The organism is Agromyces sp. NPDC055658 (assembly GCF_053618155.1).
On record NZ_JBSHHD010000001.1, the window covers coordinates 180150 to 201551 of the forward strand.

Sequence of the window (21402 nt, forward strand, 5' to 3'; positions counted from 1 at the left end):
CGTGATCCTCTCCGCCGCCGCCGCGACCGACGTCGGGCTCGTCCGGCGCGCCAACGAGGACGCCGCCCTCGCCGAATGGCCCGTCTACGTCGTCGCCGACGGCATGGGCGGGTACGAGGCGGGCGACCGGGCGAGCGCCGCGGTGGTCGCGGCATTCCGCGAGCACGTCGTCGGACAGCAGCTCGCGACCGTCACCGACGTGCGCTCGGCCCTCGCGACGGCGAGCGACGCGGTCGCCGCCGTCGCCGCGACGACGGCCCGCGGCGCCGGGTCGACGGTCGCCGGCATCGCCCTCGTCGACGACGACGGCGAACCCGCATGGCTCGTGTTCAACGTCGGCGACTCGCGCGTGTACCGCCATCACGGCACCGTGCTCGAGCAGCTGACCGTCGACCACTCCCTCGGCCAGGAGCTCGTCGACAGCGGGGCAATGCAGCCCGAGGACCTCGCGACGTTCGAACGGCGCAACGTCATCACGCGCGCGATCGGCGCACCCGACTCGACCGCCGACAGCTGGCTGCTGCCCGTGGTGAACGGAGAACGGCTGCTCATCTGCAGCGACGGGCTGACCGGCGAGGTCAGCGACGAGGGCATCCGGGCGACGCTCACCATGAGCGGCCGCCCCGAGTCGGCCGCGGCCGCACTCGTGCAGCGCGCCCGGCAGGCCGGCGGTCGCGACAACATCACGGTCGTCGTGGTCGACGTCGTCTCGGGCGGCATCGACGAGCAGGGCGACGCCACGACCGGGCTGCCGCGACCGACACCGCCCGAGGGGCCCGAGGTCGACGACGAGACCACGATTCCGGTGCGGGGACGCTCATGAGCGACGACACCGACCTGAACGACACCGACCTGAACGTCGACGGCGTGATCGCCGACCGGCACGACGAGGACGCCACCGTCGTCATCAGGGCGGCCGGCGATCCCGACGCGACGATCGTGGTCGAGCGCGGCCATCCCGATGCCGCGGCTCCCGGGGCCGATGCGGCGGATGCCGCCGACGATGCGACGGTCGTCGTGCGCCCGGCCGACTCCGACGACGCCACCCGGGTGGTCGAGCGCGGCGACCAGGTGAAGCAGCGCCTCACCCACGGCGAGCCGGTCATGAACACGCCCCGCCGTCGCGATCGACGCCGCCCGGCCCCCGCCCCGGTCGCCGAGGACGTGCTGCGCACCGCCGAACCCGGTGCCGGCCCCGGCCCGCTCGAACGCTACGAGGTGCGCGAGCTCGAGGCATCCGCACCGCCCGCGCCGCCGCGGTTCGCCGACGGACCGCCGGCCACTCGCGCGACCGACCGCCCGCTGCCGTCGGTGCGCCGCCGGACGCGACGCAGCGCCGCTGCGGCGATCGCCGTCTTCGCGGGGGCGTGCCTCGTCGCCGTCGGCGGGCTCACGGCCGTCGCCCTCGTCGTGCTCGGCGAGCTGCTGGGCTGACCGGTCCCTCGCTCCGGCGGTGCGCTCCGCCTCAGGCGAAGGCGAACAGCACGAAGCCGATCAGCGGGAGCGTGCCCTGCATCAGCGCCGGCTTCAGATAGCCGCGACCCGTCGTCGTGAGCACGGCCGCCGCGAGGAACATGCACGCCGTGGTGAACAGCACGAGCGTCTTGCCGACGGGCATCGCGCCGGCCCAGTACAGCACGAGCCCGAGGGCTGCGCCGACGCCGAGGAACAGGTTGTAGAACCCCTGGTTGTACGCCATCGGGCGCGTGGCGTCGGCCTGTGCCTGGTCGGCGACGCCGAACCGCTTCCAGGTGGACGGGCGCGTCCACAGCACGCTCTCCATCAAGAAGACGTAGCCGTGCAGGAGGGCGGCGAGGGCGACGAAGACGGTTCCGATGACGGCGGCCATGCCGCGATCGTACGCGCAGTGGATGCCTCGTGGCGGGCGCCGCGCGTGGAGCCGCACCGCGATGAACGGATCTGGGGCGGCACCGGCGCGCAGGCATGCCGGTCGTACCGAGCGGGTGTCGACGTCAGGCTGCGTCTGTTGCGAGGTGGGTTGCGGGGTCGGGTGGCGGTGGTGATGGTGGGAGCAGAGCATGATCCCGTTGTCGAGATCGGTCGTGCCCTTGTGGCGCTTCCACCACTTGATGCGATCCGGCTGGGTGTGCGACGGTGGCCCTGTGCACCCGGGCCACGCGCACCCGCCGCAACGGTGCCCGTCATTCGCGCCCAACGAGCGCCGGGCGATGTCGGCGAGGGCGTCGAGTTCATCTGCACGATCGTGCGCTCCTCGGCGAACACGTCATCGACCGGGTCGGGGCCCTGCCCGCGGGCCGCATGCCGTGCTCGTCTTCCCGGATGCGACCGTCTCGATACGCTCACTCCCCGCCCATCGGCTCGAAGGCGACGTCGGTCGACATTCCGAGGAACGCGCCGACCTCGGCCAGGCCCGCGTCGAGCGAGCGCCGCTCGCCGCGCGAGAACACCCGCCACGGCAGCACGCGCAGCGTCGCCCGCCCGCCCTGCACGACCGGCGCCCATCGGCCGACCATGACGCCGCCGGCGAGCATCGCGTGCAGCGGGAACTCGGGGATGATCGGCGCCTCGACGCCGGGCGGCTGCAGGTACGCGCGGGGCATCGCGTAGCCCATGATGTACTCGTCGTAGCCCTGGAGCAGGTCGACCCGCTCCCCGTCGTCGTCGTGCGCGGCCCGTGCCGCGGGCCGTGCCGACCAGGCGGCCGCGACCTCGGCGTCGTGCCAGAGCTCCTCCTCGTCGTCGTCGAACCGCTCGATCCGGCCCCGGCTGCGTTCGGATGCCGCGGCGAGTGCCGTCCGCACGTCGCCGAGCGTCGAGCCCGACCAGGCGGCGAGGTCGCGCACCGTCGCGGGGCCCCGGGTCGAGAGCGCGCGGTCCACGAGTTCGGCGAGGGCCTCCTCCCGTGGGCGGGGCGCCGCGGCGGGCACCCGCTCGTCGAACGCCGCGTACGTGCGCTGCCGCCCGGCGCTCGCACCGGAGATCGCGACGAGCTCGAGCTCGGCGATGAGCAGCACGAAGAGCAGCCCCGCCGTCGGCAGGCCGGCCCGTTCGAGCTCCTGGGCGATCTCGCCGCGCGTGCGGTGGCCGCCCGCGACCGAGCGCGCCACCACGTCGACCGCCCGTGTGCCGGCCTCGCCGTCCCATCCGGCCTTGCGGATCGTGCCGGCCATCTGCCGGCGCACCCGGGGCGCCGACAGCTCGAGCAGCCATCGTGCATCGTCGGGCGCCACGAAGTGCCAGGTCGGGCGCAGCACGTGGGTACGCAGGATCTCGCCGCGATCGATCGCGGCGGCGACCGCGGCGGCGTCGGGTCGACCGTCGGGCGCGATGCGCTGCGCGAGACCCCATTGCGCGGGCAGGTACTCCTGCGCCTGCACCGCGAGCGCACGCCGCACGACCTCGGGGGCCGTCGTGGGCGCCGGCCTCGAGGCATCCGGCCCGCGCAGGCCCTGCGCGAACAGGCGCCGCGAGCGCAGCTCGGCGGCGAGCACCTACGTCACGTCCCTCCGCCAGGTCGTCGCGCCGCCGATCACGGTCGCGACGACGGCGATGCCGAGCAGCACGAGCCCGCCCTGCCACCACTCGAGCGACTGGGCGGTGCCGCCCGGCGTCGCCATCGTGTAGAACGACGCCCCGACGAGGGCGTCGCTCGCCGCGCCCGGCAGGAACTTGCCGATCGCGGCCGTGACCTCGCTCAGCGAGGCCACGATGCGCAGGATCGGCTCGATGAACTGCGCGAACACGATGACGATCACGATGGCCGCCACCTGGTTGACGACGAGCACGCCCAGGCCGACGCCGATGCCGCCCCAGAGTGCGAGGGCGAGCACGCCGCGGCCGATGAGGGCCCAGGTGTCCGACGAGTCGAGGCCGGTGTCGAGGCCGAAGCCCGCGAGCGCCGCGGCTCCGGCGCCGACCGAGGCGGCGAACGCGACCACGCCGAGGCCGGCGCCGATGACGATCTGCGTCGCGAACTTCGACCACAGCACGACCTGACGGTGCGGCGCTGCGAGGAACGTCGGCGTGAGCGTCTTGTGCCGGTACTCGCTCGTGACCGCGAGCGCGCCGAGGAGCACCGGGAACACGTACCCGATCGACGAGGCGAAGCTGTAGATGAGCGGTGCCAGTTCGGTGCCGGGCGGAACGACCGCGCCGCCGCCCGGTCCGCCGCTCGCCTCGGCGGCCGCCTCGGGGTTCGCGGTCGCCCAGCCGAGGAAGGCGCCGAGTCCGCCGGCCGTGACCCCGACGTAGGCGAAGAGGATGATCGCGAGCAGCCACCACATCCGCGTGGTGAACACCTTGCGGAACTCGGCGCCGATCGCGTTCCAGCCGTTCACGACTCGTCACCCCCGCCCACGAGCGACAGGAACGACTCCTCGAGCCCGGATTTCAGCCGGTGCAGCGCGCTGAGCTCGACGCCGCCGACGAAGGCCGCGTGCCCGACGCGCGCCGGATCGGGCTCGGCGACGATGAGCCCGCCGCGCCCTTCGGTGTACTCGAGCCCGGCCGCGTCGAGCGCCGCCACGAGCGCCGCCCGGTCGGGCGAGTCGACGATGGTGCGGGGCGCCGCGTCGAGCTCGAGGCTCGCGAGGGTGCCGCGCTTCACGAGCCGGCCCTTCGAGATGATCACGACGTCGTCGACCGACTGCTGCACCTCGCTCAGCAGGTGCGACGAGACGAGTACGGTGCGTCCCTCGCGGGCGAGCGCCTGCAGGAAGCCCCTGATCCACTTGATGCCCTCGGGGTCGAGCCCGTTGATCGGCTCGTCGAGCACGAAGACGCCGGGGTCGCCGAGCAGCGTGTACGCGAGCGCGAGGCGCTGCCGCATGCCGAGCGAGTACCCGCCGACGCGGCGGTCGGCGTACTCGGCGATGCCCACCTGGGCGAGCACCGCCGGCACGCGCGAGCGGTCGATGCCCGCCGCCGTCGCGTACACGAGGAGGTGGTTGCGGGCCGACCGGCCGGGGTGGAAGCTCGCGTCGAGCGATGCGCCGACGGTCTCGAGCGGGCGCGGCAGCGCCGCGTAGGGCGTGCCGCCGAACGTCGCGGTGCCGGCGTCGGGTCGCTCGAGCCCGAGCAGCACGCGCAGGGTCGTGGTCTTGCCCGCGCCGTTGGGCCCGAGGAAGCCGGTCACCTTGCCGGGCTGCACCGTGAACCCGAGGTCCTCGACCGCGGTGACCGCGCCGAAGCGCTTCGTCAGACCCGTGATCTCGATGGGGATGCCGTCGGCCATGCGCGCTCCTCACGTCAGGGGCGTCGCAGGTCGCCCCCTCGACGAGCTCGGGGACCGGGCCGCGCCCCCGCTCGACCCATGCTCGCGGCCGAGGCCGCGGACATGCTCACCCTAGCGAGCGTGCGGGCCCTCGGGCATCCGTCTCGTGGGGGATTCGCAGATCAGCGCAAGGATCGCTCGGTCTCAGTTCAGCGCCCGGATGCCGTCGGGCAGCACCCCGCCCGAATAGAGGTCGGTCGCGAGGTCCTGCAGGGCTCCGAGTGCGACCCGCTGGGTCGTCGGGCCGTAGGAGAGGCGGGCGACGCCGAGCGCCTCGAGGCGGGCGGGGGCCGGCACCCCTGGCAGCCCGATGAGGGCCAGCTTCTGCTCGCCGAGGGCGGCGACGATCTCTTCGATCTCGGCCTCGCCGAACACGCCGGGAACGAACACGCTCGTCGCACCGGCGTCGAGGTAGGCGCTGCCGCGCTCGACGACGTCGGCGATCCACACCTCGCGCGGGCGTTCGCGGCCGCGCAGCCACGCGTCGGTCCGGGCGTTGAGGGCGAACGGGACGCCCTCGGCCTCGGCCGCGGCGACGGCCGCCTGCACCGTGGCGACCGACTCGGTGAGCGGCTTCAGCCGGTCTTCGATGTTCGCGCCGACGATGCCCTCGCCGATCGCACGACGGACCGTCTCGCCGGGGGCGCCGTAGCCGTCGTCGAGGTCGGCGCTCACCGGGACCTCGACGGCGCGGGCGATGCGACCGGCCATGTCGAGCATGAGCTCGACCGGGATCTCGCCGTCGGCGTAGCCGAACGACGCGGCGATCGAGTGGCCGGCGGTGGCGAGGGCGCGGGTCTCGGGCAGGGCGGCGACGGCGCGGGCGCTCACGACGTCCCACACGTTCACCACCTGCAGGAGCTCGGGGGCGGCGTGCAGTCGGCGGAGTTCGGCGGCGGTCTCGGCGAGGGTCATGACCTCACCCTATGGGCCTCGTCCGACAGGGGCGCCGTGCGTTCGCCGCGAGTAGCATTCGGACATGGGGGAGCGTCCGGCCGAGGCATCCGGGCCGCCGCGCGCCCGCAGGGTGTCGCTCAGTGCCGTGCTCGACGGCTTCTTCTTCGTCTACGCGGGGCTCGCCTCGATCTGGCTGGCCTGGCTCGTGCTCGAGCAGAGCTTCGACTGGGGCTGGTTCGGGCCGCTGTTCTTCGTCGTGTTCTGGCTCGTGCTCGCGTACCTCGTGCTGCCGCGCCTGCACCGCATCCTCACGACGATCTACGTGCCCGACTACTTCATCGGCCGGGCCCGCACGAGCGACGGGCTGCTGGGCGACCCCGTGAACCTCGCGCTCCGGGGCGACGAGCGATCGCTGCACGAGGCGATGGCCGCCGCCGGCTGGACCCGTGCCGACGATGTCGACGCCCGTTCGAGCTGGCGCATCATCGCCTCGACGCTCACGCGCAGGAGCTACGACGAGGCGCCCGTGAGCCCCCTCTTCCTCTTCGGCCGGATGCAGGACTTCGCCTACCAGCAGGAGGTCGCGGGCAACCCGGCGAAGCGCCACCACGTGCGGTTCTGGCGCACCCCCGACGGCTGGCTGCTGCCGGGCGGGCGCCGGGTCGACTGGCTCGCCGCCGGCACGTTCGACCGCTCGGTCGGGTTCTCGCTCTTCACCCTGCAGATCACGCACAAGATCGACGCCGACACCGACGTCGAGCGCGACCACATCGTGCGTACGCTCGTCGACTCGGGCGTGCCCGTCGAGGTCGGGGTGATCAGCGACTTCTCGACCGGCTACCACTCGCGCAACGGCGGCGGCGACACGATCCGCACCGACGGCGACCTGCCGGTCGTCGTGCTGGGCGATGCCATCGGCGTGGAACCCGCGGCCGCCGATGCGGCGGCGCGCGCACGACGCGACGAGCTCGAGGCCGCACTCGCCGCCGGCGGCGGGCCCGGCGAGGTCGGCAAGCGCACCGCCTTCGAGCCGTTCGCCCGTCTCGCCGAGCGCGACACCGGCCGGATGCCTCGGCCGGCGGCCGCTCGACGGCCGATCACGATCTCGCTCGGTGCCGCGCTCATCGTGGTGCGCGTGCTGCTCGGCGTCGTCTGGCTCATCTCGCTCGCGATGCAGTGGCCGACGATCGTGGGCGAGGCGGCCGACATCCACATCGACGACGTCTCCGACGCCGACGCGGCGCAGATCGTGCTGTGGTTCATCGTGGGCGCCGGGGCGATCGTGCTGCTCGCGCAGCTCGTCTTCGCCTGGCTCGTCTTCCGGGGCAGCAACTGGGCCCGCGTCACCGTCATGGTGGTCGCCGTGCTGTCGACGCTGCTGTCGGCGATCGACTACTGGGTCGGCAGCGCCGAGATCACGATCCGCACGACGCTGCTGACCCTCGCCGTCGACATCCTCGTGCTGCTCGCACTGTCGAGCCGGGCGGCCCGCACCTGGTCGCGCCGCCCGCGGTATCGCTCCGCCGGCTGAGCGCGACGACCGTCGACGGGCCGCGGGGGCGGGACGAACGTCCCGCCGCCTTCACCCGGCCGCGACCCGTCCGCCCGGCTCGATCGCGGGCAGTGCCAGGTCGGGCGTTCCGGCCGCGAACATGCGCCGCACGACCGGCAGGAACGGCTTCGACAGCATCACGCGCGTCATCAGCCTGGCCATCGTCGCGTCGAACCGGCTCGCCGGCACCATGCGCTTGATGCCGCCGCCCGGGATCCGCTTGCCCGCGTCGACGAACGGCGCGATGTCGCTCGCGTACCGGGCGAGCGCCGCCGGCAGCTCCCCGGGCGAGGCCACGACGTGCTCGGCGAGCAGGTAGGCGCCGATGAGCGCGGTCGCGGTGCCCATGCCCGTCATCGGCGAGCCGCACGACGCGGCATCGCCGAGGAGCGCGACCCGGCCGTTCACCGGCTCGTCGAGGTCGATGCGCACGAGCTCGTCGAAGTAGAAGTCGGATGCCTCGGCCATCGCCGCGACGATGGTGTCGGCGTGCCACCCGGCGCCGTCGAGCGCCCGGCGGACGAACGCCTCCTGCGCGGCGCGGTCGCCGCGCAGGGCGGGGTCGTGCGCGCCGCGCAGCGTCAGGATCGCCTTCGAGGTGGCCGGGTCGCGGTCGGGCCGGAGACCGAACGCGATGCCGGGCACGAAGCGCAACGCGAACCAGCCGGGCTCGAGGTCGGCCGGCGTCGGCAGGGTGAAGAACGCGGCGTATCCGCCGAGCGGGTGCGCGTAGCTCTCCTCGGGGCCGAAGGCGAGTCGCCGGGTCGCCGAGTGCACGCCGTCGGCGCCGACGACGAGGTCGAACGAGGCGGGCGCGGCGTGCTCGAAGCCGACGTCGACGCGGTCGTCGTGCTGTTCGAGCGCAGTGATGCGGTCGCCGTAGCGCACCTCGACGAGCCCCGGAGCGGTGGCCGCCGCCTCGTCGAGCGCCTCGAGCAGTGCATCGGCGAGGTCGCCGCGGGCGATCTCGATCTCGGCGACGGCGCCCTCGCCGTCGAAGTCCTCCATCGACATGCGGCCGAAGACCCGGCCCTGTTCGTCGACGTAGGACATGCCGGTCTCGTGCACCCGGCGGGCGTCGATGCCCGGCATGAGCCCCATGCGCTCGGCGACCTCGCGGCTCGCGCCGCGCAGGTCGACGGCCTGGCCGCCGGGGCGCGGCGCGTCGGCGCGCTCGACGACGGTGGCGCGGATGCCGTGGCGCACGAGTTGCAGTGCGAGCGCGAGGCCGGCGATGCCGGCGCCGGAGATCAGGACGTGCGGTGCTGCGGTGCTGCTCATGTTCGTGCTCCTCCAGGATTGAGACATTTGTCTGATACGTCTGTTCTACACCTCTGTTAGACAGATGTCTAATACAAACGTCTGAATCGTTCGGTACGATGGGGGCATGGGCAATCGTGAGGACCTGTTGGAGGGCGCGCGCCGGGTGATCCTCGAGCGCGGCGTGGCGAAGGCGACCGCGCGCGACATCGCGGCGGCGGCCGGCGTGAGCCTGGCGGCGATCGGCTACCACTTCGGGTCGAAGGAGCAGCTCATCACCGAGGCGCTCACGGAGTCGCTCGGATCGGGTATCGGCGATCGCATGGAGGCCGTCATCCAGGAGACGACCGCGCTCCCGGCCCTCGAGGGGTTCGCGGCGCTCTTCAACCGCATGCCCGAGGTGTTCGCCGACAACCGCGAGGCCCTGCTCGCCAGCCTCGAGAACACGGTGCGTGTGCTGCGCGGTCCCGAAGGCGCGCACGACCTCGCCGCGGCGACGAACGAGGCCTGCCGCGGGATCGCCGAGCATCTTCGCATCTCCCGGCCCGAGCTCGACGACGCCCGGGTCGACGCGATCGCGAAGCTCGACTTCGCGCTGACGCAGAGCCTCGGCATCCTGTGGCTCGTCGACCCCGACCTGGTGCCGACGGGCGACGAGCTCGCGCTCGCCGTCGCGGCGATCGCGGGGGAGCCGCAGACCGCGCCGCCGGCCGAGTAGCGCGCGACGAAGTCGCACCCGTATCGACGCCCTGGTGGCCCGGTCTCGCGACCGGTCACGTGGTTTCGAGGTGCGTCGCCGCTACTCCACGAGCGATCGGTGCGCCGCGCACGGCGCGGCGCCGCACGGCTCGCACAGCACGAACTCGGCGTCGCACGAGGCATCCGTGCAATTGGCGGTCCTGCTGGTCGCCGCACCGCAGCGGGCGCACTCGCCGATGACGGCCGCATGGTCGGAGAAGTCGATCGACCCGCGCCCGTCGAAGACGTACAGCGATCCCTCCCAGAGCCCGTCGTCGCCGTAGCGCTCGCCGTAGCGCACGATGCCGCCGTCGAGCTGGTAGACCTCGCCGAAGCCGCGGCTCGTCATGAGGCTCGAGAGCACCTCGCATCGGATCCCGCCCGTGCAGTACGTGACGACCGGGCGGTCCTTGAGGTGGTCGTACGCTCCCGAGTCGAGCAGGCCGACGAAGTCGCGCGTCGTCTCGGTCGGCGGCACGATCGCTCCGCGGAACCTCCCGATCTCGGCCTCGAGCGCGTTGCGGCCGTCGAAGAAGACGACGTCGTCGCCGCGCTCGCCGACGAGGTCGTGCAGCGCGTCGGGGTCGAGCTTCGTGCCGCCACCCAGGACGCCCGTCTCGTCGACGCGGAGCTCGCCGGGCGCGCCGAACGACACGATCTCGTCGCGCACCTTGACGCTGAGCTTCGGGAAGTCGAGGCTGCGGCCCTCGTCGTCGAGGCCCGTGCCCTCGCTCCACTTGAAGTCGACGTGCTTGAAGGGCGCGTACTCGCGGGTCTTGCGCACGTAGCGCTTGAGCGCCCGCAGCTCGCCGCCGAGGGTGCCGTTGAGCCCGTCGTGCGAGATGAGCAGGCGCCCGCGGAGTCCGAGCGATTCGGCGAGGTCGCGCTGCCACAGCCGGATCGCCTCGGGGTCGGCGAGCGGCGTGAAGGCGTAGTACAGCAGGATCTTGGCGACGGGCACCCGCAGATCTTACGGGCGTAGGCTGACGACGGCCTCGGATGCCGCGTCCGAGGCCGGAGAGGACGCCGATGTTCGACTACGATCCCTACGCGCAGTTGCAGGCCCTGAGGCCCCTCGACTCGTTCACGGTGACGAGCGCGGACCTCGAGCCGGGGCAGCCGCTCGCCGCGCCGCAGCGGAGCGCCGGTCGCGGCGGGTCCGACGTGTCGCCGCAGCTCGGCTGGACGGGATTCCCGGCGGAGACGAAGAGCTTCGCGGTGACGTGCTTCGACGCCGATGCGCCGAGCGGGGCGGGTTGGTGGCACTGGGCCGTGGCGAACATCCCGGTGACGACGACATCGCTCGAGGCCGGCGCCGGCGCGCCCGATGCGCTGTCGCGAGGCCTGCTGCCCGAGGGCGTGGTCGTGCTCGACAACGAGTACCGCGAGCCCCGGTACCGCGGCTCCGGGCCGCCCGCCGGTACCGGCGTGCACCGCTACTTCTTCGTCGTGCACGCGCTGGGGGTCGAGCGACTCGACGTCGACCCCGCGACGACGACGCCGACGGTGCTGAGTGCCCAGTGCTTCTTCAACGGCGTGGCCCGGGGCATCCTCGTCGGCACCGACGTGAACCCCGCCGACGCGTAGCCCGCGTCAGTGCTTCGAGCCGCTGAAGGCGAGCACGCCGCCGAGGCCGATCATCATCACGCCGCCGGTCGCCGCGAGGTGCTCGGCGCGCTTCGGCGACTTCGCGAACCAGTCGCGAGCCGACCCGGCCGCGAGCGCCCACACGGAGTCGCACGCGAGGGCGAGCACGACGAACACGAGGCCGAGCTCGGCGAGCTGCAGCGGGATCGAGCCGGCGTCGAAGTCGACGAACTGCGGCAGCACCGCGACGAAGAACGCGATGGTCTTCGGGTTCGAGACGCCGACGAAGAATCCCTCGGAGAGCAGCCGCACGGGTGAGCGGCGCACGACGGTTCCGGTCACCGCGGCCGACGCGTCGGCCCGGTGCCGGATCGCCTGGATGCCGAGATATGCGAGGTAGAGCGCGCCCGCGATCTTGATCGCCGTGAAGACGACGACCGACTGCGCGACGATCACCCCGACGCCGAGCGCGACGGCGGCGATGAGCGGGAGCATGCCGATCGCGTTGCCGACGACGCTGAGCAGCCCGCCCACGCGGCCGAGTGCGAGCGACCGCCCGATGACGAACAGCACGCTCGGCCCCGGGATGACGATGAGCACGACCGACGCGACGATGAACGCCCAGAGGTTCGATGCGGGGACCATTCCGGAATCGTACGCCTGATCGCTCCCTCAACCCGCCCTCGCACCTCCCCGGGCGGTCGCTCGCCATGCGGACGGATCCGCGGTGCCCCTTCCGCCCGGCCCGGTGCCGGTGCTCTGCATGCGGCGCGGGTGGGGCCGGGCGGGCACTCGAACCCGTGGAGGACGACTCGGAGCGATACGGTGGCACACGTGAGCGCCCACATCTCCGCGACGGTCGCCGACGGCGTCGGCCACGTCACGCTCGACCGACCGCAGGCCATCAACGCCCTCTCCTACGAGATGGTGCGTGAACTCACCGCCGTGTTCGACGCCTGGCGCGACGACAGCGAGGTCGGCGTCGTCGTGCTCGACGGCGCGGGCGACCGCGGGTTCTGCGCGGGCGGCGACATCCGCGAGCTCTACGGCTACGCGACCAACGGCGGGCACGGCGAGGCGCGCGACTTCTTCCGCACCGAGTACCGGCTCGACGCCGCGATCGCGCGCTACCCGAAACCCGTCGTGTCGATCATGGACGGCATCACGATGGGCGGCGGCATCGGCCTCTCGGGCCACGCCTCGATCCGCGTCGTCACCGAGCGGTCGAAGCTCGCGATGCCCGAGACCCGCATCGGCTTCACTCCCGACGTGGGCGGCACGTGGTTGCTCGCGAAGGCGCCGGGCGAGCTCGGCGTGCACCTCGCCCTCAACTCGCGCACGATGACCGCGGCCGATGCCCTCTACGCCGGCTTCGCCGACGCCTACGTCCCTTCACGCGATCTGCCGCACCTGCTGCAGGCGCTCGCCGAGCGCGCCGACCCCGGCAGCCCCGCCGAGATCGTCATGCTCTTCGACGAGACGCCGGCCGAGGCATCCACGCTCGCCCTCGCCCGTGACTGGATCGACGACTGCTACGTCGCGCCCTCGGTGGGGGAGATCATCGCCCGACTGCGCGCGCACGGGCACCCCGATGCCGCGACCGCGGCCGACGAGCTCGAGACGCTCTCGCCGACGGCGATGGCCGTGACGCTCGAATCGGTGCGCCGGGCGCGCACCCTGCCGAACCTCGAGGCGGCGCTCGAGCAGGAGTTCCGCGCGGTCAACTGGTTCCTCGGCCAGCACGACCTGCACGAGGGCATCCGGGCGCAGGTGATCGACAAGGACCGCGACCCGAAGTGGAACCCGCCCGAGCTGCGCGACCTGCCGCGCGACCTCGGCGCGCGCGTGCTCGACGACCCGAGCGCCGGCCGCGTCTTCGACACTCCCGCCGGTTGAGGGGCGCCGTTCCTCAGCGAGCGGGTCGGGTCGCCTGCGCGAGGCACGCCTCGAGCGCGACCCACGCGAGCATCGCGCACTTGACGCGCATCACGTACTTCGAGACGCCGTGGAACGCGATCGCGTCGCCGAGCACCTCTTCATCGGGTTCGCCCGCCCCCTGCGACCGCAGCATCGCGCGGAACGCCTCGATGAGCTCGCGCGCCTCGTCGACCGTGCGCCCGGCGACGAGTTCGGTGAGCGTCGACGCCGAGGCCATCGAGATCGAGCACCCGTCGCCCTGCCAGGCGAGCTCGGCGATGCGGGCGGTGCCGGGGCCGCCGCGGTCGTCGGTCGAGTCGGCGGCATCGGCGGACGAGAGCTTCACGCGCACGGTGATCTCGTCGCCGCAGGTCGGGTTGTACTCGTGGTGCTCGGCGTCGGGGTCCTCGAGCAGTCGGTCGCCGTTGCGCCGCTTCGACTGGTCGAGGATGATCTGCTGGTACAGCCCCTCGAGCCCGCTCACGCGATCACCGCCGCGGCCTGGTCGGCGACGCCGAAGAACCGTCGCACCTCACCGAGTGCGTCGACGAAGCGGTCCATCTCGTCGGCCGTCGTGTAGACGTGCGCGCTCGCACGCGTCGTGGCGGTGACGCCGAGCGCACGGTGCAGCGGCTGCGCGCAGTGGTGGCCGACCCGCACGACGACGCCGGCCTCGTCGAGGAACTGCCCCACGTCGTGCGCGTGCACCCCCTCGACGCCGACCGCGACGAGGCCCGCACGCGGGGCACCGGCCTGCGGGCCGACGACCCGCACGCCGGGCAGCGACGCGAGCCGGTCGACGACGCGCGCCGCGAGCGCCTGCTCGTGGGCGGCGACCGCCTCCATGCCGATCGCCTCGAGGTAGCGCACCGCCTCGGCGAGGGCGACGGCCTGCGACACGGGCTGGGTGCCCGCCTCGAAGCGGTGCGGTGCCGGCAGGAACTCGGCATGGTCGAGCGTCACCCGGGTGATCGTCGATCCGCCGGTGCGAGCGGGCGGCAGCGCGTCGAGCAGCTCGGCGCGTCCGTAGAGCACGCCGATGCCGTTCGGACCGAGCATCTTGTGTCCCGAGAACGCGGCGAAGTCGACGCCGAGCGCCGCGAAGTCGGTCGGGCGGTGCGGAACGGACTGGCACGCATCGAGCACGACGAGCGCCCGCGGCGCCCGCTCGCGCACGAGCGCGACGACGTCGGCGACGGGCGCGATGAAACCCGTGACGTTCGACACCTCGGCGAACGCCACGACCCGGGTGCGCTCCGAGAGCTCGGCCGCGAGCCCGTCGAGCGACCACAGCCCGTGCTCGTCGACCCGCACGCCGCGCAGGCGCGCGCCCGTGCGGGCCGCGAGTCGTTGCCACGGGATGAGGTTCGCGTGGTGCTCGGCCTCGGTCACGACGATCTCGTCGCCGGCTTCGAGCACGAATCGGGATGCCTCGGGGCCGGCGAGTCCGGCCGAGGCGTCGGCCAGGCCGAGCGCGACGATGTTGAGCGCGTCGGTGGCGTTCTCGGTCCAGACGACCTCGCGGTCGCCGGCGCCGACGAAGCGCGCGACCGTCGCACGGGCGTCTTCGAAGAGCGTCGTCGAGCGGCCCACGGCCGCGCTCGCACCGCGGTGCACGGGCGCGAGGTGCCGTTCGAGGTAGTCGCGTTCGGCGTCGAGCACCTGCCGCGGGCGTTGTGCGGTCGCGGCGGAGTCGAGGTACGCCGGGGCCGAGCGGTCGGCGAATGCGGGGAAGTCGCCGCGGAGGTCTGAGACCGCACGTGCGCCGATGCGGTCGAGGTCGGTGGTGCTCATCCCTTCAATCGTCCCACGCATGAGAGCCGTGTCGGCTGGGACCTCGATGTATACACAATTGCCAGATTTGCTCGGAATTTGCGCCGAAGCGGGCGTGAGCGTATACATGAGTGGGGGAGGGTAACCATGCGAGCGAGTGAACGCGCCTACCGGGCGCTCCGCGAGGAGATCCTCGACGGCGTGCTCGCGCCCGGAACCGCGCTCGCCGAGGTCGAGCAGGCGAACCGGCTCGGCGTCTCCCGCACCCCGGTGCGCGAGGCGCTCGCGCGACTCGAGGCCGACGGGCTCGCGACGGCCGCCTCGGCGCGCGTGCTGCAGGTCTCTGCGCTCGACGCCGCGAGCATCGTCTCGCTCTACGAGGTGCGCGAGGCGCTCGAAGGCCAGGCCTCGCGCCTCGCCGCGCGCCGTCGCGACCCGGCTCGCTTCGCCGAGCTGCGGCGTCGGCTCGCCGAGGCGCCCGAGCTGCTCGACGGGGGCGACGACGGGCTTCGCGCCTACTACGACGTCGTCGACGCCCTCGACGACGAGATCGAGGCGGCCGTCGCCAACCCCATGCTCGCCGCCGCCCTGCAGAGCGCCCGCCTGCACTCGGCCCGCGTGCGCCGGCTCGCGCGCCAGCACCCCGAACGACTCCGCGCCGCGGCATCGGAGCACCTGCTCATCGTCGACGCGATCATCGCCGGCGACACCGATCTCGCGGCGCACGCCACCCACGTGCACCTGCACCTCAGCCTCCGGCACGCGCTCGCGTCGATCGAGGAGAGATCCGCGCTCGTCAGCCCGACGGGCACCGCGTAGCCTGACCGATGGAACACTTCAGAAAGGTCCACCCCATGCACAACCACCACGTCCGCACGCACCGCAGCGATGAGAACCTGCAGCGCGAGGGCCAGCTCGCCTGGGCGCTCGCCGGTGTCGCGACCGACCCGGTCGAGCTCGACGACGACGTCGTCGACATGGTGGTGAACCGCGTCATCGACAACGCCGCGGTCGCGGCGGCCGCGATCGCACGCCGCCCCGTCGTCTCGGCCCGCAGCCAGGCACTCGCCCACCCCGTCTCGATCGGCGGCGACGGCGCGACCGTGTTCGGCGCCGACGCGGCACGCCGCACGAGCCCCGAGTGGGCGGCGTGGGCCAACGGCGTCGCCGTGCGCGAGCTCGACTACCACGACACCTTCCTCGCGGCCGAGTACTCGCACCCGGGCGACAACATCCCGCCGATCACCGCGGTCGCCCAGCACCTCGCGCAGGGCCGCGGCCTCAGCGGGCGCGACCTCGTGCGGGGCATCGCGACCGGCTACGAGATCCAGGTCGACCTCGCCAAGGCGATCTCGCTCCACCAGCACAAGATCGACCACGTCGCGCACCTCGGCCCGTCGGCCGCCGCCGGCATCGGCACCCTGCTGGGCCTCGACCGCGAGACGATCTTCCAGGCGATCGGGCAGGCCCTGCACACGACCACCGCGACGCGCCAGTCGCGCAAGGGCGAGATCTCGACGTGGAAGGCTCACGCGCCCGCGTTCGCCGGCAAGATGGCGATCGAGGCCGTCGACCGCGCGATGCGCGGCCAGACGAGCCCCGTGCCGATCTACGAGGGCGAGGACGGCGTGATCGCGTGGCTGCTCGACGGGCCCGACGGCTCGTACGAGGTGCCGCTGCCCGACGAGGGCGAGTCGAAGCGCGCCATCCTCGACTCGTACACGAAGGAGCACTCGGCCGAGTACCAGGCGCAGGCGTGGATCGACCTCGCCCGCAAGCTCCACGAGGAGTACCCGCTGATCCTCGACGCCGAGCACATCGAGTCGATCACGCTGCACACCTCGCACCACACGCACTACGTCATCGGCTCGGGCGCGAACGACCCGCAGAAATACGACCCGGATGCCTCGCGCGAGACGCTCGACCACTCGATCCCGTACATCTTCACGGTGGCGCTGCAAGACGGGGCCTGGGACCACGAGGTCTCGTACTCGCCCGAGCGTGCGCACCGCCCCGAGACGATCGCGCTCTGGAAGAAGGTGTCGACCGTCGAGGACCCCGAGTGGACCCGCCGGTACCACTCGCTCGACATCGCCGAGAAGGCGTTCGGCGGCCGCGTCGTGATCAAGCTCGCCGACGGCGGCGAGATCGTCGACGAGATCGCCGTGGCCGACGCGCACCCGCTCGGCGCCCGGCCGTTCGCCCGCGAGCAGTACGTGAACAAGTTCCGCACGCTCGCCGAGTGGGCGCTCACGCCCGACGAGATCGAGCGGTTCCTCGACGTCGCGCAGCGCCTGCCCGAGCTCGGCCCCGACGAGCTCGGCGGCCTCACCTTCACGGTCGCGCCGGGCGCCCTCACGGGCGTCGAGATCCCCGAGGGGCTGTTCTGATGCTGTACTCATCCATTCCGGCCCACGAGAAGCGGCGGCTCTTCCGCGAGCGGCTCGCGACCGGCGAGATCATGCGGTTCCCCGGCGCGTTCAACCCGCTGTCGGCGAAGCTCATCGGCGAACGCGGCTTCGAGGGCGTCTACATCTCGGGCGCCGTGCTGTCGGCCGACCTCGGCCTGCCCGACATCGGGCTGACGACGCTCACCGAGGTCGCCGGCCGGGGCAGGCAGATCGCCCGCATGACCGAGCTGCCGGCCATCATCGACGCCGACACCGGCTTCGGCGAGCCGATGAACGTCGCCCGCACCGTGCAGGAGATGGAGGACGCGGGTCTCGCCGGCCTCCATATCGAGGACCAGGTCAACCCGAAGCGCTGCGGCCACCTCGACGGCAAGCAGGTCGTCGACGACGAGACCGCGCTGCGCCGCATCCGTGCCGCGGTCGACGCGCGCCGCGACGAGAACTTCCTCATCATGGCGCGCACCGACATCGCCGCGGTCGACGGGCTGCAGGCCGCGATCGACCGGGCGAAGGCGCTCGTCGACGCCGGTGCCGACGCGATCTTCCCCGAGGCGATGCGCTCGCTCGAGGAGTTCGCTGCGATCCGCGCCGCGGTCGACGTGCCGCTGCTCGCGAACATGACCGAGTTCGGCAAGAGCGAGCTCTTCACGGTGCAGCAGCTGGCCGATGTCGGCATGAACATCGTCATCTGGCCGGTGTCGCTGCTGCGACTCGCGATGGGCAGTGCGATGCGCGGGCTCGACGAGCTCGAGGCATCCGGTTCGCTCAGCGCCAAGCTCGGCGACATGCAGCACCGGGCCGAGCTCTACGAGCTCGTCGACTACGAGGCGTACAACCACTTCGACACCTCGATCTTCAACTTCACCGTCGCACGCTGACGACCGCAGAACGCCAACGCAAGGGAGCATCCATGGCCGAGCAGGAGATCTACAAGGGGCTGGCCGGGGTGCCGGTCGACTACACCGCCATCTCGAAGGTCAACCCCGAGACGAACTCGCTGCTCTACCGCGGGTACCCCGTGCAGGAGCTCGCCGCGTCGTGCACGTTCGAGGAGGTCGCGTACCTGCTCTGGTACGGCGAGCTGCCGAACGACGACGAGCTCGCCGCGTTCGAGGACCGCGAGCGGTCGCTGCGCGGCCTCGACCACGAGGTGAAGCGGATCATCGACGAGCTGCCGCTGTCGGCGCACCCGATGGACGTCGTGCGCACGGCGGTGAGCGTCATCGGCGCGAGCGACCCCGCGACGCCGGACGACTCGCCCGAGGCCAACCTCGACAAGGCGATCCGGCTCTTCGCGAAGCTGCCGTCGATCGTCGCCTACGACCAGCTGCGGCGGCGCGGACTCGAGTTCGTCGAGCCGCGCGACGACCTCGGGTACTCGGCGAACTTCCTCTGGCAGACGTTCGGCGAGGTGCCCGAGCTGCCGGTCGCGAACGCCTTCGACGTGTCGATGATCCTGTACGCCGAGCACTCCTTCAATGCGTCGACGTTCACGGCGCGGGTCATCACCTCGACGCTGGCCGACCTGTACTCCGCCGTCACGGGTGCGATCGGTGCGCTCAAGGGGCCGTTGCACGGCGGCGCCAACGAAGCGGTCATGCACGCGTTCGATGAGATCGGCCCGGGCGAGGGCGGCGCGGAGCGCGCGGTGGCGTGGCTCGACGACGCGCTCGCCTCCAAGCGCAAGATCATGGGCTTCGGGCACCGCGTCTACAAGAACGGCGATTCGCGCGTGCCGACGATGCGCGACGCGATGGAGCGCATGGTCGAGTTCTACGACCGCCCCGACCTGCTCGAGCTCTACGTCGCCCTCGAGCAGGCGATGGGCGAGCGCAAGAACATCAAGCCGAACCTCGACTACCCGGCGGGCCCGACGTACCACATGATGGGCTTCGACACCCTGACCTTCACGCCGCTGTTCGTCGCCTCGCGGGTCACCGGGTGGACGGCGCACATCATGGAGCAGGCCGCGTCGAACGCGCTCATCCGCCCGCTCTCGGTGTACAACGGGGTCGACGAGCGGCACGTCCCGGCCAAGGGCTGACCATGTCGCACGTCTTCCTCGAGATGACGATGACGCTCGACGGCTTCACGGCCGCACACGGCGTGAGCCTCGAGCATCCGCTCGGCATCGACGGCGAACGCGTGCACGAGTGGATCCGCAACTCGGTGTTCGACGGGACGGTGCCGCGCGACAGCGACGCCGTCGTCGACACGGGGCCGCAGCGCATCGATCGCGAGGCGGCCGAGCGCATGTTCGAGTCGACGGGGGCGTTCGTCATCGGTCGGCGCACGTTCGACGTGGGCGAGGGCCCGTGGAGCGACGACCCGGTGTTCGAGGGCCGGCCGTGCTTCGTCGTCACGAGTCGCGATCGCGAGCCGATCGTGCGCGGCGGCTCGCGATTCGAGTTCGTCACGGGCGGGGTGGCCGAGGCGGTCGAGCGTGCGAGTGCCGCCGCGAGCGCCGCGTCGGTGTGCGTGATGGGCGGCGCAGAGGTGGCCCGCCAGGCGCTCGCCGCCGGCCTCGTCGACGAGGCGCGCCTGCACCTCGTGCCCGTGCTCCTCGGCGGCGGCTCGCGACTGTTCCCCGACTCGGCGGCGCACCGCGTCGAGCTCGAGACGCTCAGCGTCGCGCAGGGCGCGAAAGCGACGCATCTGCGCTACCGGGTGCTGCGTCCGGAGGCGGTCGAGTAGCGAGCGCCAGCGAGCGTATCGAGACCACTCGCCGGTGGTCTCGATACGGCGCTCCGCACCTACTCGACCGACGGCTGGACCGTGATGAGGTCGACGGCCGAGGTGTTCATGAGCACCGCGCCCTCGTCGCCGACCACGACGATGTCCTCGATGCGCACCCCGAACCGCCCGGGCAGGTAGACCCCGGGCTCGATCGAGAACGCCATGCCGGGCTCGAGCGGCCGCGTGTTGCCGGCGACGATGTAGGGGTGCTCGTGCACCTCGAGCCCGATGCCGTGGCCCGTGCGCGTGATGAAGAACTCGCCGTACCCGGCCTGCTCGATCACCTCGCGCGCGGCTCGGTCGATCGACTCGGCGGTCGCGCCGGGCCGCACGGCGGCGACGGCGGCGCGCTGCGCGGTGCGCACGAGTTCGTGGACCAGCGCGAACTCGGGGTCGGGCTCGCCGCCCGCCACGAGGTAGGTGCGCGTGCTGTCGGAGTTGTAGCCCGCCGGGTTCGGCCCGCCGATGTCGACGACCACGGGGTCGCCGGCCTCGATGACCCGGTCGGATGCCTCGTGGTGCGGCGATGCGCCGTTCGGGCCCGACGCGACGATCACGAAGTCGGCCGTGCGGTGTCCCTCTTCGACGAGCGCGGCGGCGATGTCGGCGGCGACCTCGTTCTCGGTGCGGCCGGCGCGGAGCCATTCGCCGATGCGCCGGTGCACACGGTCGATCGCCGCGCCGACCGAGGCCAGCTCCTCGATCTCGTGCGGCTCCTTGCGCATCCGCAGTTCGCCGATGAGTTCGCCGGCGGGCCGCAGGCGCAGCTCGGGTCGGGCCGACTGCAGCCGGAACGCGTGCAGGAACGGGAGGTGGTCGTCGACGGCCGCGGCGCCGAGATCGGCGCCGAGTTCGCCGAGCAGCGCGGCGTAGGGGTCCTCGCCGTCGAGCCACGTCACGAAACGGATTCCGGGCGCCTCGGCCGGGCTCCCGTCCCAGCCGCCGCGCTCGAGGGCGGGCAGGATCATGACCGCATCGTCGGGTGCGTCCGAGGGCACGGCCAGCAGCGTGAGCCGCTCGTGCGAGGCGACCGAGCGGCCGACGAGGTAGGCGAGGTCTGGCCCGGGCGCGACCAGCACGACATCGACGTCGGCGTCGCGTGCGGTGCCGGCGAGGCGGCGGAGGCGTTCGGTGGTCGTGGCGGCGGCGGTCGACATGCCATGGAGTCTACGGCGGGGCCCCGAGGCGCCGAATGGGGCGCCCGGTGGCGGCGCGCGGCGGCGGGCCACCGAGCATGTCGGATGCCTCGACCGCTCGCCGCACCCTATGCTGCTGAC

The 21402-nt window shown here is 72.6% G+C and carries 22 protein-coding genes; 11 read left to right on the forward strand and 11 right to left on the reverse strand.

Annotated features, from left to right (window positions below):
* Position 1 precedes the first annotated feature (1 nt).
* Both ACWGPE_RS00825 and ACWGPE_RS00830 read left to right on the forward strand, forming a co-directional pair.
* Positions 2–823, forward strand: coding sequence for a PP2C family protein-serine/threonine phosphatase (locus tag ACWGPE_RS00825; protein WP_231429078.1), 822 nt, complete (start codon positions 2–4; stop codon positions 821–823).
* A complete protein-coding gene (locus ACWGPE_RS00830) occupies positions 820–1434 on the forward strand; it encodes a hypothetical protein (RefSeq protein WP_452047904.1) in 615 nt (204 codons plus the stop codon). The genes ACWGPE_RS00825 and ACWGPE_RS00830 overlap by 4 nt, the downstream gene beginning before the upstream one ends.
* Positions 1435–1465: 31 nt before the next feature.
* On the opposite strand, the gene ACWGPE_RS00835 is transcribed toward ACWGPE_RS00830, so the two are convergent.
* The 5 genes from ACWGPE_RS00835 to ACWGPE_RS00855 all read right to left on the reverse strand — a co-directional run bounded on the left by ACWGPE_RS00835 (position 1466) and on the right by ACWGPE_RS00855 (position 6169).
* A complete protein-coding gene (locus ACWGPE_RS00835) occupies positions 1466–1849 on the reverse strand; it encodes a DUF1304 domain-containing protein (protein WP_452047905.1) in 384 nt (127 codons plus the stop codon).
* Between the two features lie 472 nt (positions 1850–2321).
* Positions 2322–3473, reverse strand: a complete 1152-nt coding sequence (locus ACWGPE_RS00840; RefSeq protein ID WP_452047906.1) for a winged helix DNA-binding domain-containing protein — start codon at positions 3471–3473, stop codon at positions 2322–2324.
* Positions 3474–4319 (reverse strand): ABC transporter permease subunit, encoded by an 846-nt coding sequence (locus tag ACWGPE_RS00845; protein ID WP_231429074.1) that lies wholly within the window; start codon positions 4317–4319, stop codon positions 3474–3476.
* A complete protein-coding gene (locus ACWGPE_RS00850) occupies positions 4316–5215 on the reverse strand; it encodes an ATP-binding cassette domain-containing protein (protein WP_231429073.1) in 900 nt (299 codons plus the stop codon). The genes ACWGPE_RS00845 and ACWGPE_RS00850 overlap by 4 nt, the downstream gene beginning before the upstream one ends.
* A gap of 183 nt (positions 5216–5398) precedes the next feature.
* Positions 5399–6169, reverse strand: a complete 771-nt coding sequence (locus ACWGPE_RS00855) for an isocitrate lyase/PEP mutase family protein (protein WP_376929917.1) — start codon at positions 6167–6169, stop codon at positions 5399–5401.
* A 64-nt stretch (positions 6170–6233) separates the two neighbouring features.
* Between ACWGPE_RS00855 and ACWGPE_RS00860 the strand changes: the two genes are divergently transcribed.
* Positions 6234–7682 (forward strand): LssY C-terminal domain-containing protein, encoded by a 1449-nt coding sequence (locus ACWGPE_RS00860; protein ID WP_231429071.1) that lies wholly within the window; start codon positions 6234–6236, stop codon positions 7680–7682.
* Positions 7683–7733: 51 nt separating this feature from the next.
* On the opposite strand, the gene ACWGPE_RS00865 is transcribed toward ACWGPE_RS00860, so the two are convergent.
* A complete protein-coding gene (locus ACWGPE_RS00865) occupies positions 7734–8984 on the reverse strand; it encodes an FAD-dependent monooxygenase (RefSeq protein ID WP_452047907.1) in 1251 nt (416 codons plus the stop codon).
* A gap of 106 nt (positions 8985–9090) precedes the next feature.
* Here ACWGPE_RS00865 and ACWGPE_RS00870 point away from each other — a divergent pair, with 106 nt between their 5' ends.
* Positions 9091–9681 carry a TetR family transcriptional regulator gene (locus ACWGPE_RS00870; RefSeq protein WP_231429069.1) on the forward strand — a complete coding sequence of 197 codons (591 nt, stop codon included), beginning with the start codon at positions 9091–9093 and terminating at the stop codon, positions 9679–9681.
* A gap of 81 nt (positions 9682–9762) precedes the next feature.
* On the opposite strand, the gene trhO is transcribed toward ACWGPE_RS00870, so the two are convergent.
* Complete coding sequence (gene trhO / locus ACWGPE_RS00875; protein WP_452047908.1) at positions 9763–10662, reverse strand: oxygen-dependent tRNA uridine(34) hydroxylase TrhO; 900 nt, start codon at positions 10660–10662, stop codon at positions 9763–9765.
* 68 nt (positions 10663–10730) lie between these two features.
* Here trhO and ACWGPE_RS00880 point away from each other — a divergent pair, with 68 nt between their 5' ends.
* Positions 10731–11288, forward strand: coding sequence for a YbhB/YbcL family Raf kinase inhibitor-like protein (locus ACWGPE_RS00880; protein ID WP_231429067.1), 558 nt, complete (start codon positions 10731–10733; stop codon positions 11286–11288).
* A 6-nt stretch (positions 11289–11294) separates the two neighbouring features.
* Here ACWGPE_RS00880 and ACWGPE_RS00885 read toward each other — a convergent pair whose 3' ends face one another.
* The gene (locus ACWGPE_RS00885) at positions 11295–11933 is read right to left on the reverse strand and encodes a LysE family translocator (RefSeq protein ID WP_275506017.1); all 639 of its coding nucleotides are present in this window, start codon (positions 11931–11933) and stop codon (positions 11295–11297) included.
* Between the two features lie 189 nt (positions 11934–12122).
* Between ACWGPE_RS00885 and ACWGPE_RS00890 the strand changes: the two genes are divergently transcribed.
* On the forward strand, positions 12123–13184 hold the full coding sequence (locus ACWGPE_RS00890; RefSeq protein WP_376929915.1) for an enoyl-CoA hydratase/isomerase family protein: 1062 nt from the start codon (positions 12123–12125) through the stop codon (positions 13182–13184).
* Between the two features lie 13 nt (positions 13185–13197).
* Here the strand turns inward: ACWGPE_RS00890 and sufU are convergent, their stop codons facing one another.
* The gene (gene sufU, locus ACWGPE_RS00895) at positions 13198–13689 is read right to left on the reverse strand and encodes a Fe-S cluster assembly sulfur transfer protein SufU (RefSeq protein ID WP_231429064.1); all 492 of its coding nucleotides are present in this window, start codon (positions 13687–13689) and stop codon (positions 13198–13200) included.
* Positions 13686–14999 carry an aminotransferase class V-fold PLP-dependent enzyme gene (locus ACWGPE_RS00900; RefSeq protein WP_231429063.1) on the reverse strand — a complete coding sequence of 438 codons (1314 nt, stop codon included), beginning with the start codon at positions 14997–14999 and terminating at the stop codon, positions 13686–13688. The genes sufU and ACWGPE_RS00900 overlap by 4 nt, the downstream gene beginning before the upstream one ends.
* 126 nt (positions 15000–15125) lie before the next feature.
* On the opposite strand from ACWGPE_RS00900, the gene ACWGPE_RS00905 reads away from it, so the two are divergent.
* The 5 genes from ACWGPE_RS00905 to ACWGPE_RS00925 are packed head-to-tail and all read left to right on the forward strand — an operon-like array spanning position 15126 to position 20083.
* Entirely contained in the window at positions 15126–15797 is a 672-nt protein-coding gene (locus tag ACWGPE_RS00905; RefSeq protein WP_452047909.1) for a GntR family transcriptional regulator, read from the forward strand.
* Between the two features lie 35 nt (positions 15798–15832).
* The gene (locus ACWGPE_RS00910) at positions 15833–17368 is read left to right on the forward strand and encodes an MmgE/PrpD family protein (RefSeq protein WP_231432203.1); all 1536 of its coding nucleotides are present in this window, start codon (positions 15833–15835) and stop codon (positions 17366–17368) included.
* Complete coding sequence (prpB, locus tag ACWGPE_RS00915; RefSeq protein WP_376929914.1) at positions 17368–18267, forward strand: methylisocitrate lyase; 900 nt, start codon at positions 17368–17370, stop codon at positions 18265–18267. The genes ACWGPE_RS00910 and prpB overlap by 1 nt, the downstream gene beginning before the upstream one ends.
* Positions 18268–18299: 32 nt before the next feature.
* The gene (locus ACWGPE_RS00920; protein WP_231429060.1) at positions 18300–19433 is read left to right on the forward strand and encodes a bifunctional 2-methylcitrate synthase/citrate synthase; all 1134 of its coding nucleotides are present in this window, start codon (positions 18300–18302) and stop codon (positions 19431–19433) included.
* Positions 19434–19435: 2 nt separating this feature from the next.
* Complete coding sequence (locus ACWGPE_RS00925) at positions 19436–20083, forward strand: dihydrofolate reductase family protein (RefSeq protein WP_275506020.1); 648 nt, start codon at positions 19436–19438, stop codon at positions 20081–20083.
* Between the two features lie 59 nt (positions 20084–20142).
* On the opposite strand, the gene ACWGPE_RS00930 is transcribed toward ACWGPE_RS00925, so the two are convergent.
* Complete coding sequence (locus ACWGPE_RS00930) at positions 20143–21282, reverse strand: M24 family metallopeptidase (protein ID WP_452047910.1); 1140 nt, start codon at positions 21280–21282, stop codon at positions 20143–20145.
* Positions 21283–21402 lie beyond the last annotated feature (120 nt).

Excerpts from the sequence above, each read along its gene's own strand:
- ACWGPE_RS00925 (WP_275506020.1), top strand. The coding sequence starts at position 19,436 with ATGTCGCACGTCTTCCTCGAGATGACGATGACGCTCGACGGCTTCACG.
- ACWGPE_RS00880 (WP_231429067.1), top strand. The coding sequence starts at position 10,731 with ATGTTCGACTACGATCCCTACGCGCAGTTGCAGGCCCTGAGGCCCCTC.
- ACWGPE_RS00905 (WP_452047909.1), top strand. The coding sequence starts at position 15,126 with ATGCGAGCGAGTGAACGCGCCTACCGGGCGCTCCGCGAGGAGATCCTC.
- ACWGPE_RS00860 (WP_231429071.1), top strand. The coding sequence starts at position 6,234 with ATGGGGGAGCGTCCGGCCGAGGCATCCGGGCCGCCGCGCGCCCGCAGG.
- ACWGPE_RS00930 (WP_452047910.1), bottom strand. The coding sequence starts at position 21,282 with ATGTCGACCGCCGCCGCCACGACCACCGAACGCCTCCGCCGCCTCGCC.
- ACWGPE_RS00870 (WP_231429069.1), top strand. The coding sequence starts at position 9,091 with ATGGGCAATCGTGAGGACCTGTTGGAGGGCGCGCGCCGGGTGATCCTC.
- ACWGPE_RS00830 (WP_452047904.1), top strand. The coding sequence starts at position 820 with ATGAGCGACGACACCGACCTGAACGACACCGACCTGAACGTCGACGGC.
- prpB (WP_376929914.1), top strand. The coding sequence starts at position 17,368 with ATGCTGTACTCATCCATTCCGGCCCACGAGAAGCGGCGGCTCTTCCGC.
- ACWGPE_RS00865 (WP_452047907.1), bottom strand. The coding sequence starts at position 8,984 with ATGAGCAGCACCGCAGCACCGCACGTCCTGATCTCCGGCGCCGGCATC.
- ACWGPE_RS00855 (WP_376929917.1), bottom strand. The coding sequence starts at position 6,169 with ATGACCCTCGCCGAGACCGCCGCCGAACTCCGCCGACTGCACGCCGCC.
- ACWGPE_RS00910 (WP_231432203.1), top strand. The coding sequence starts at position 15,833 with ATGCACAACCACCACGTCCGCACGCACCGCAGCGATGAGAACCTGCAG.
- ACWGPE_RS00900 (WP_231429063.1), bottom strand. The coding sequence starts at position 14,999 with ATGAGCACCACCGACCTCGACCGCATCGGCGCACGTGCGGTCTCAGAC.
- ACWGPE_RS00835 (WP_452047905.1), bottom strand. The coding sequence starts at position 1,849 with ATGGCCGCCGTCATCGGAACCGTCTTCGTCGCCCTCGCCGCCCTCCTG.
- ACWGPE_RS00885 (WP_275506017.1), bottom strand. The coding sequence starts at position 11,933 with ATGGTCCCCGCATCGAACCTCTGGGCGTTCATCGTCGCGTCGGTCGTG.
- ACWGPE_RS00850 (WP_231429073.1), bottom strand. The coding sequence starts at position 5,215 with ATGGCCGACGGCATCCCCATCGAGATCACGGGTCTGACGAAGCGCTTC.
- ACWGPE_RS00920 (WP_231429060.1), top strand. The coding sequence starts at position 18,300 with ATGGCCGAGCAGGAGATCTACAAGGGGCTGGCCGGGGTGCCGGTCGAC.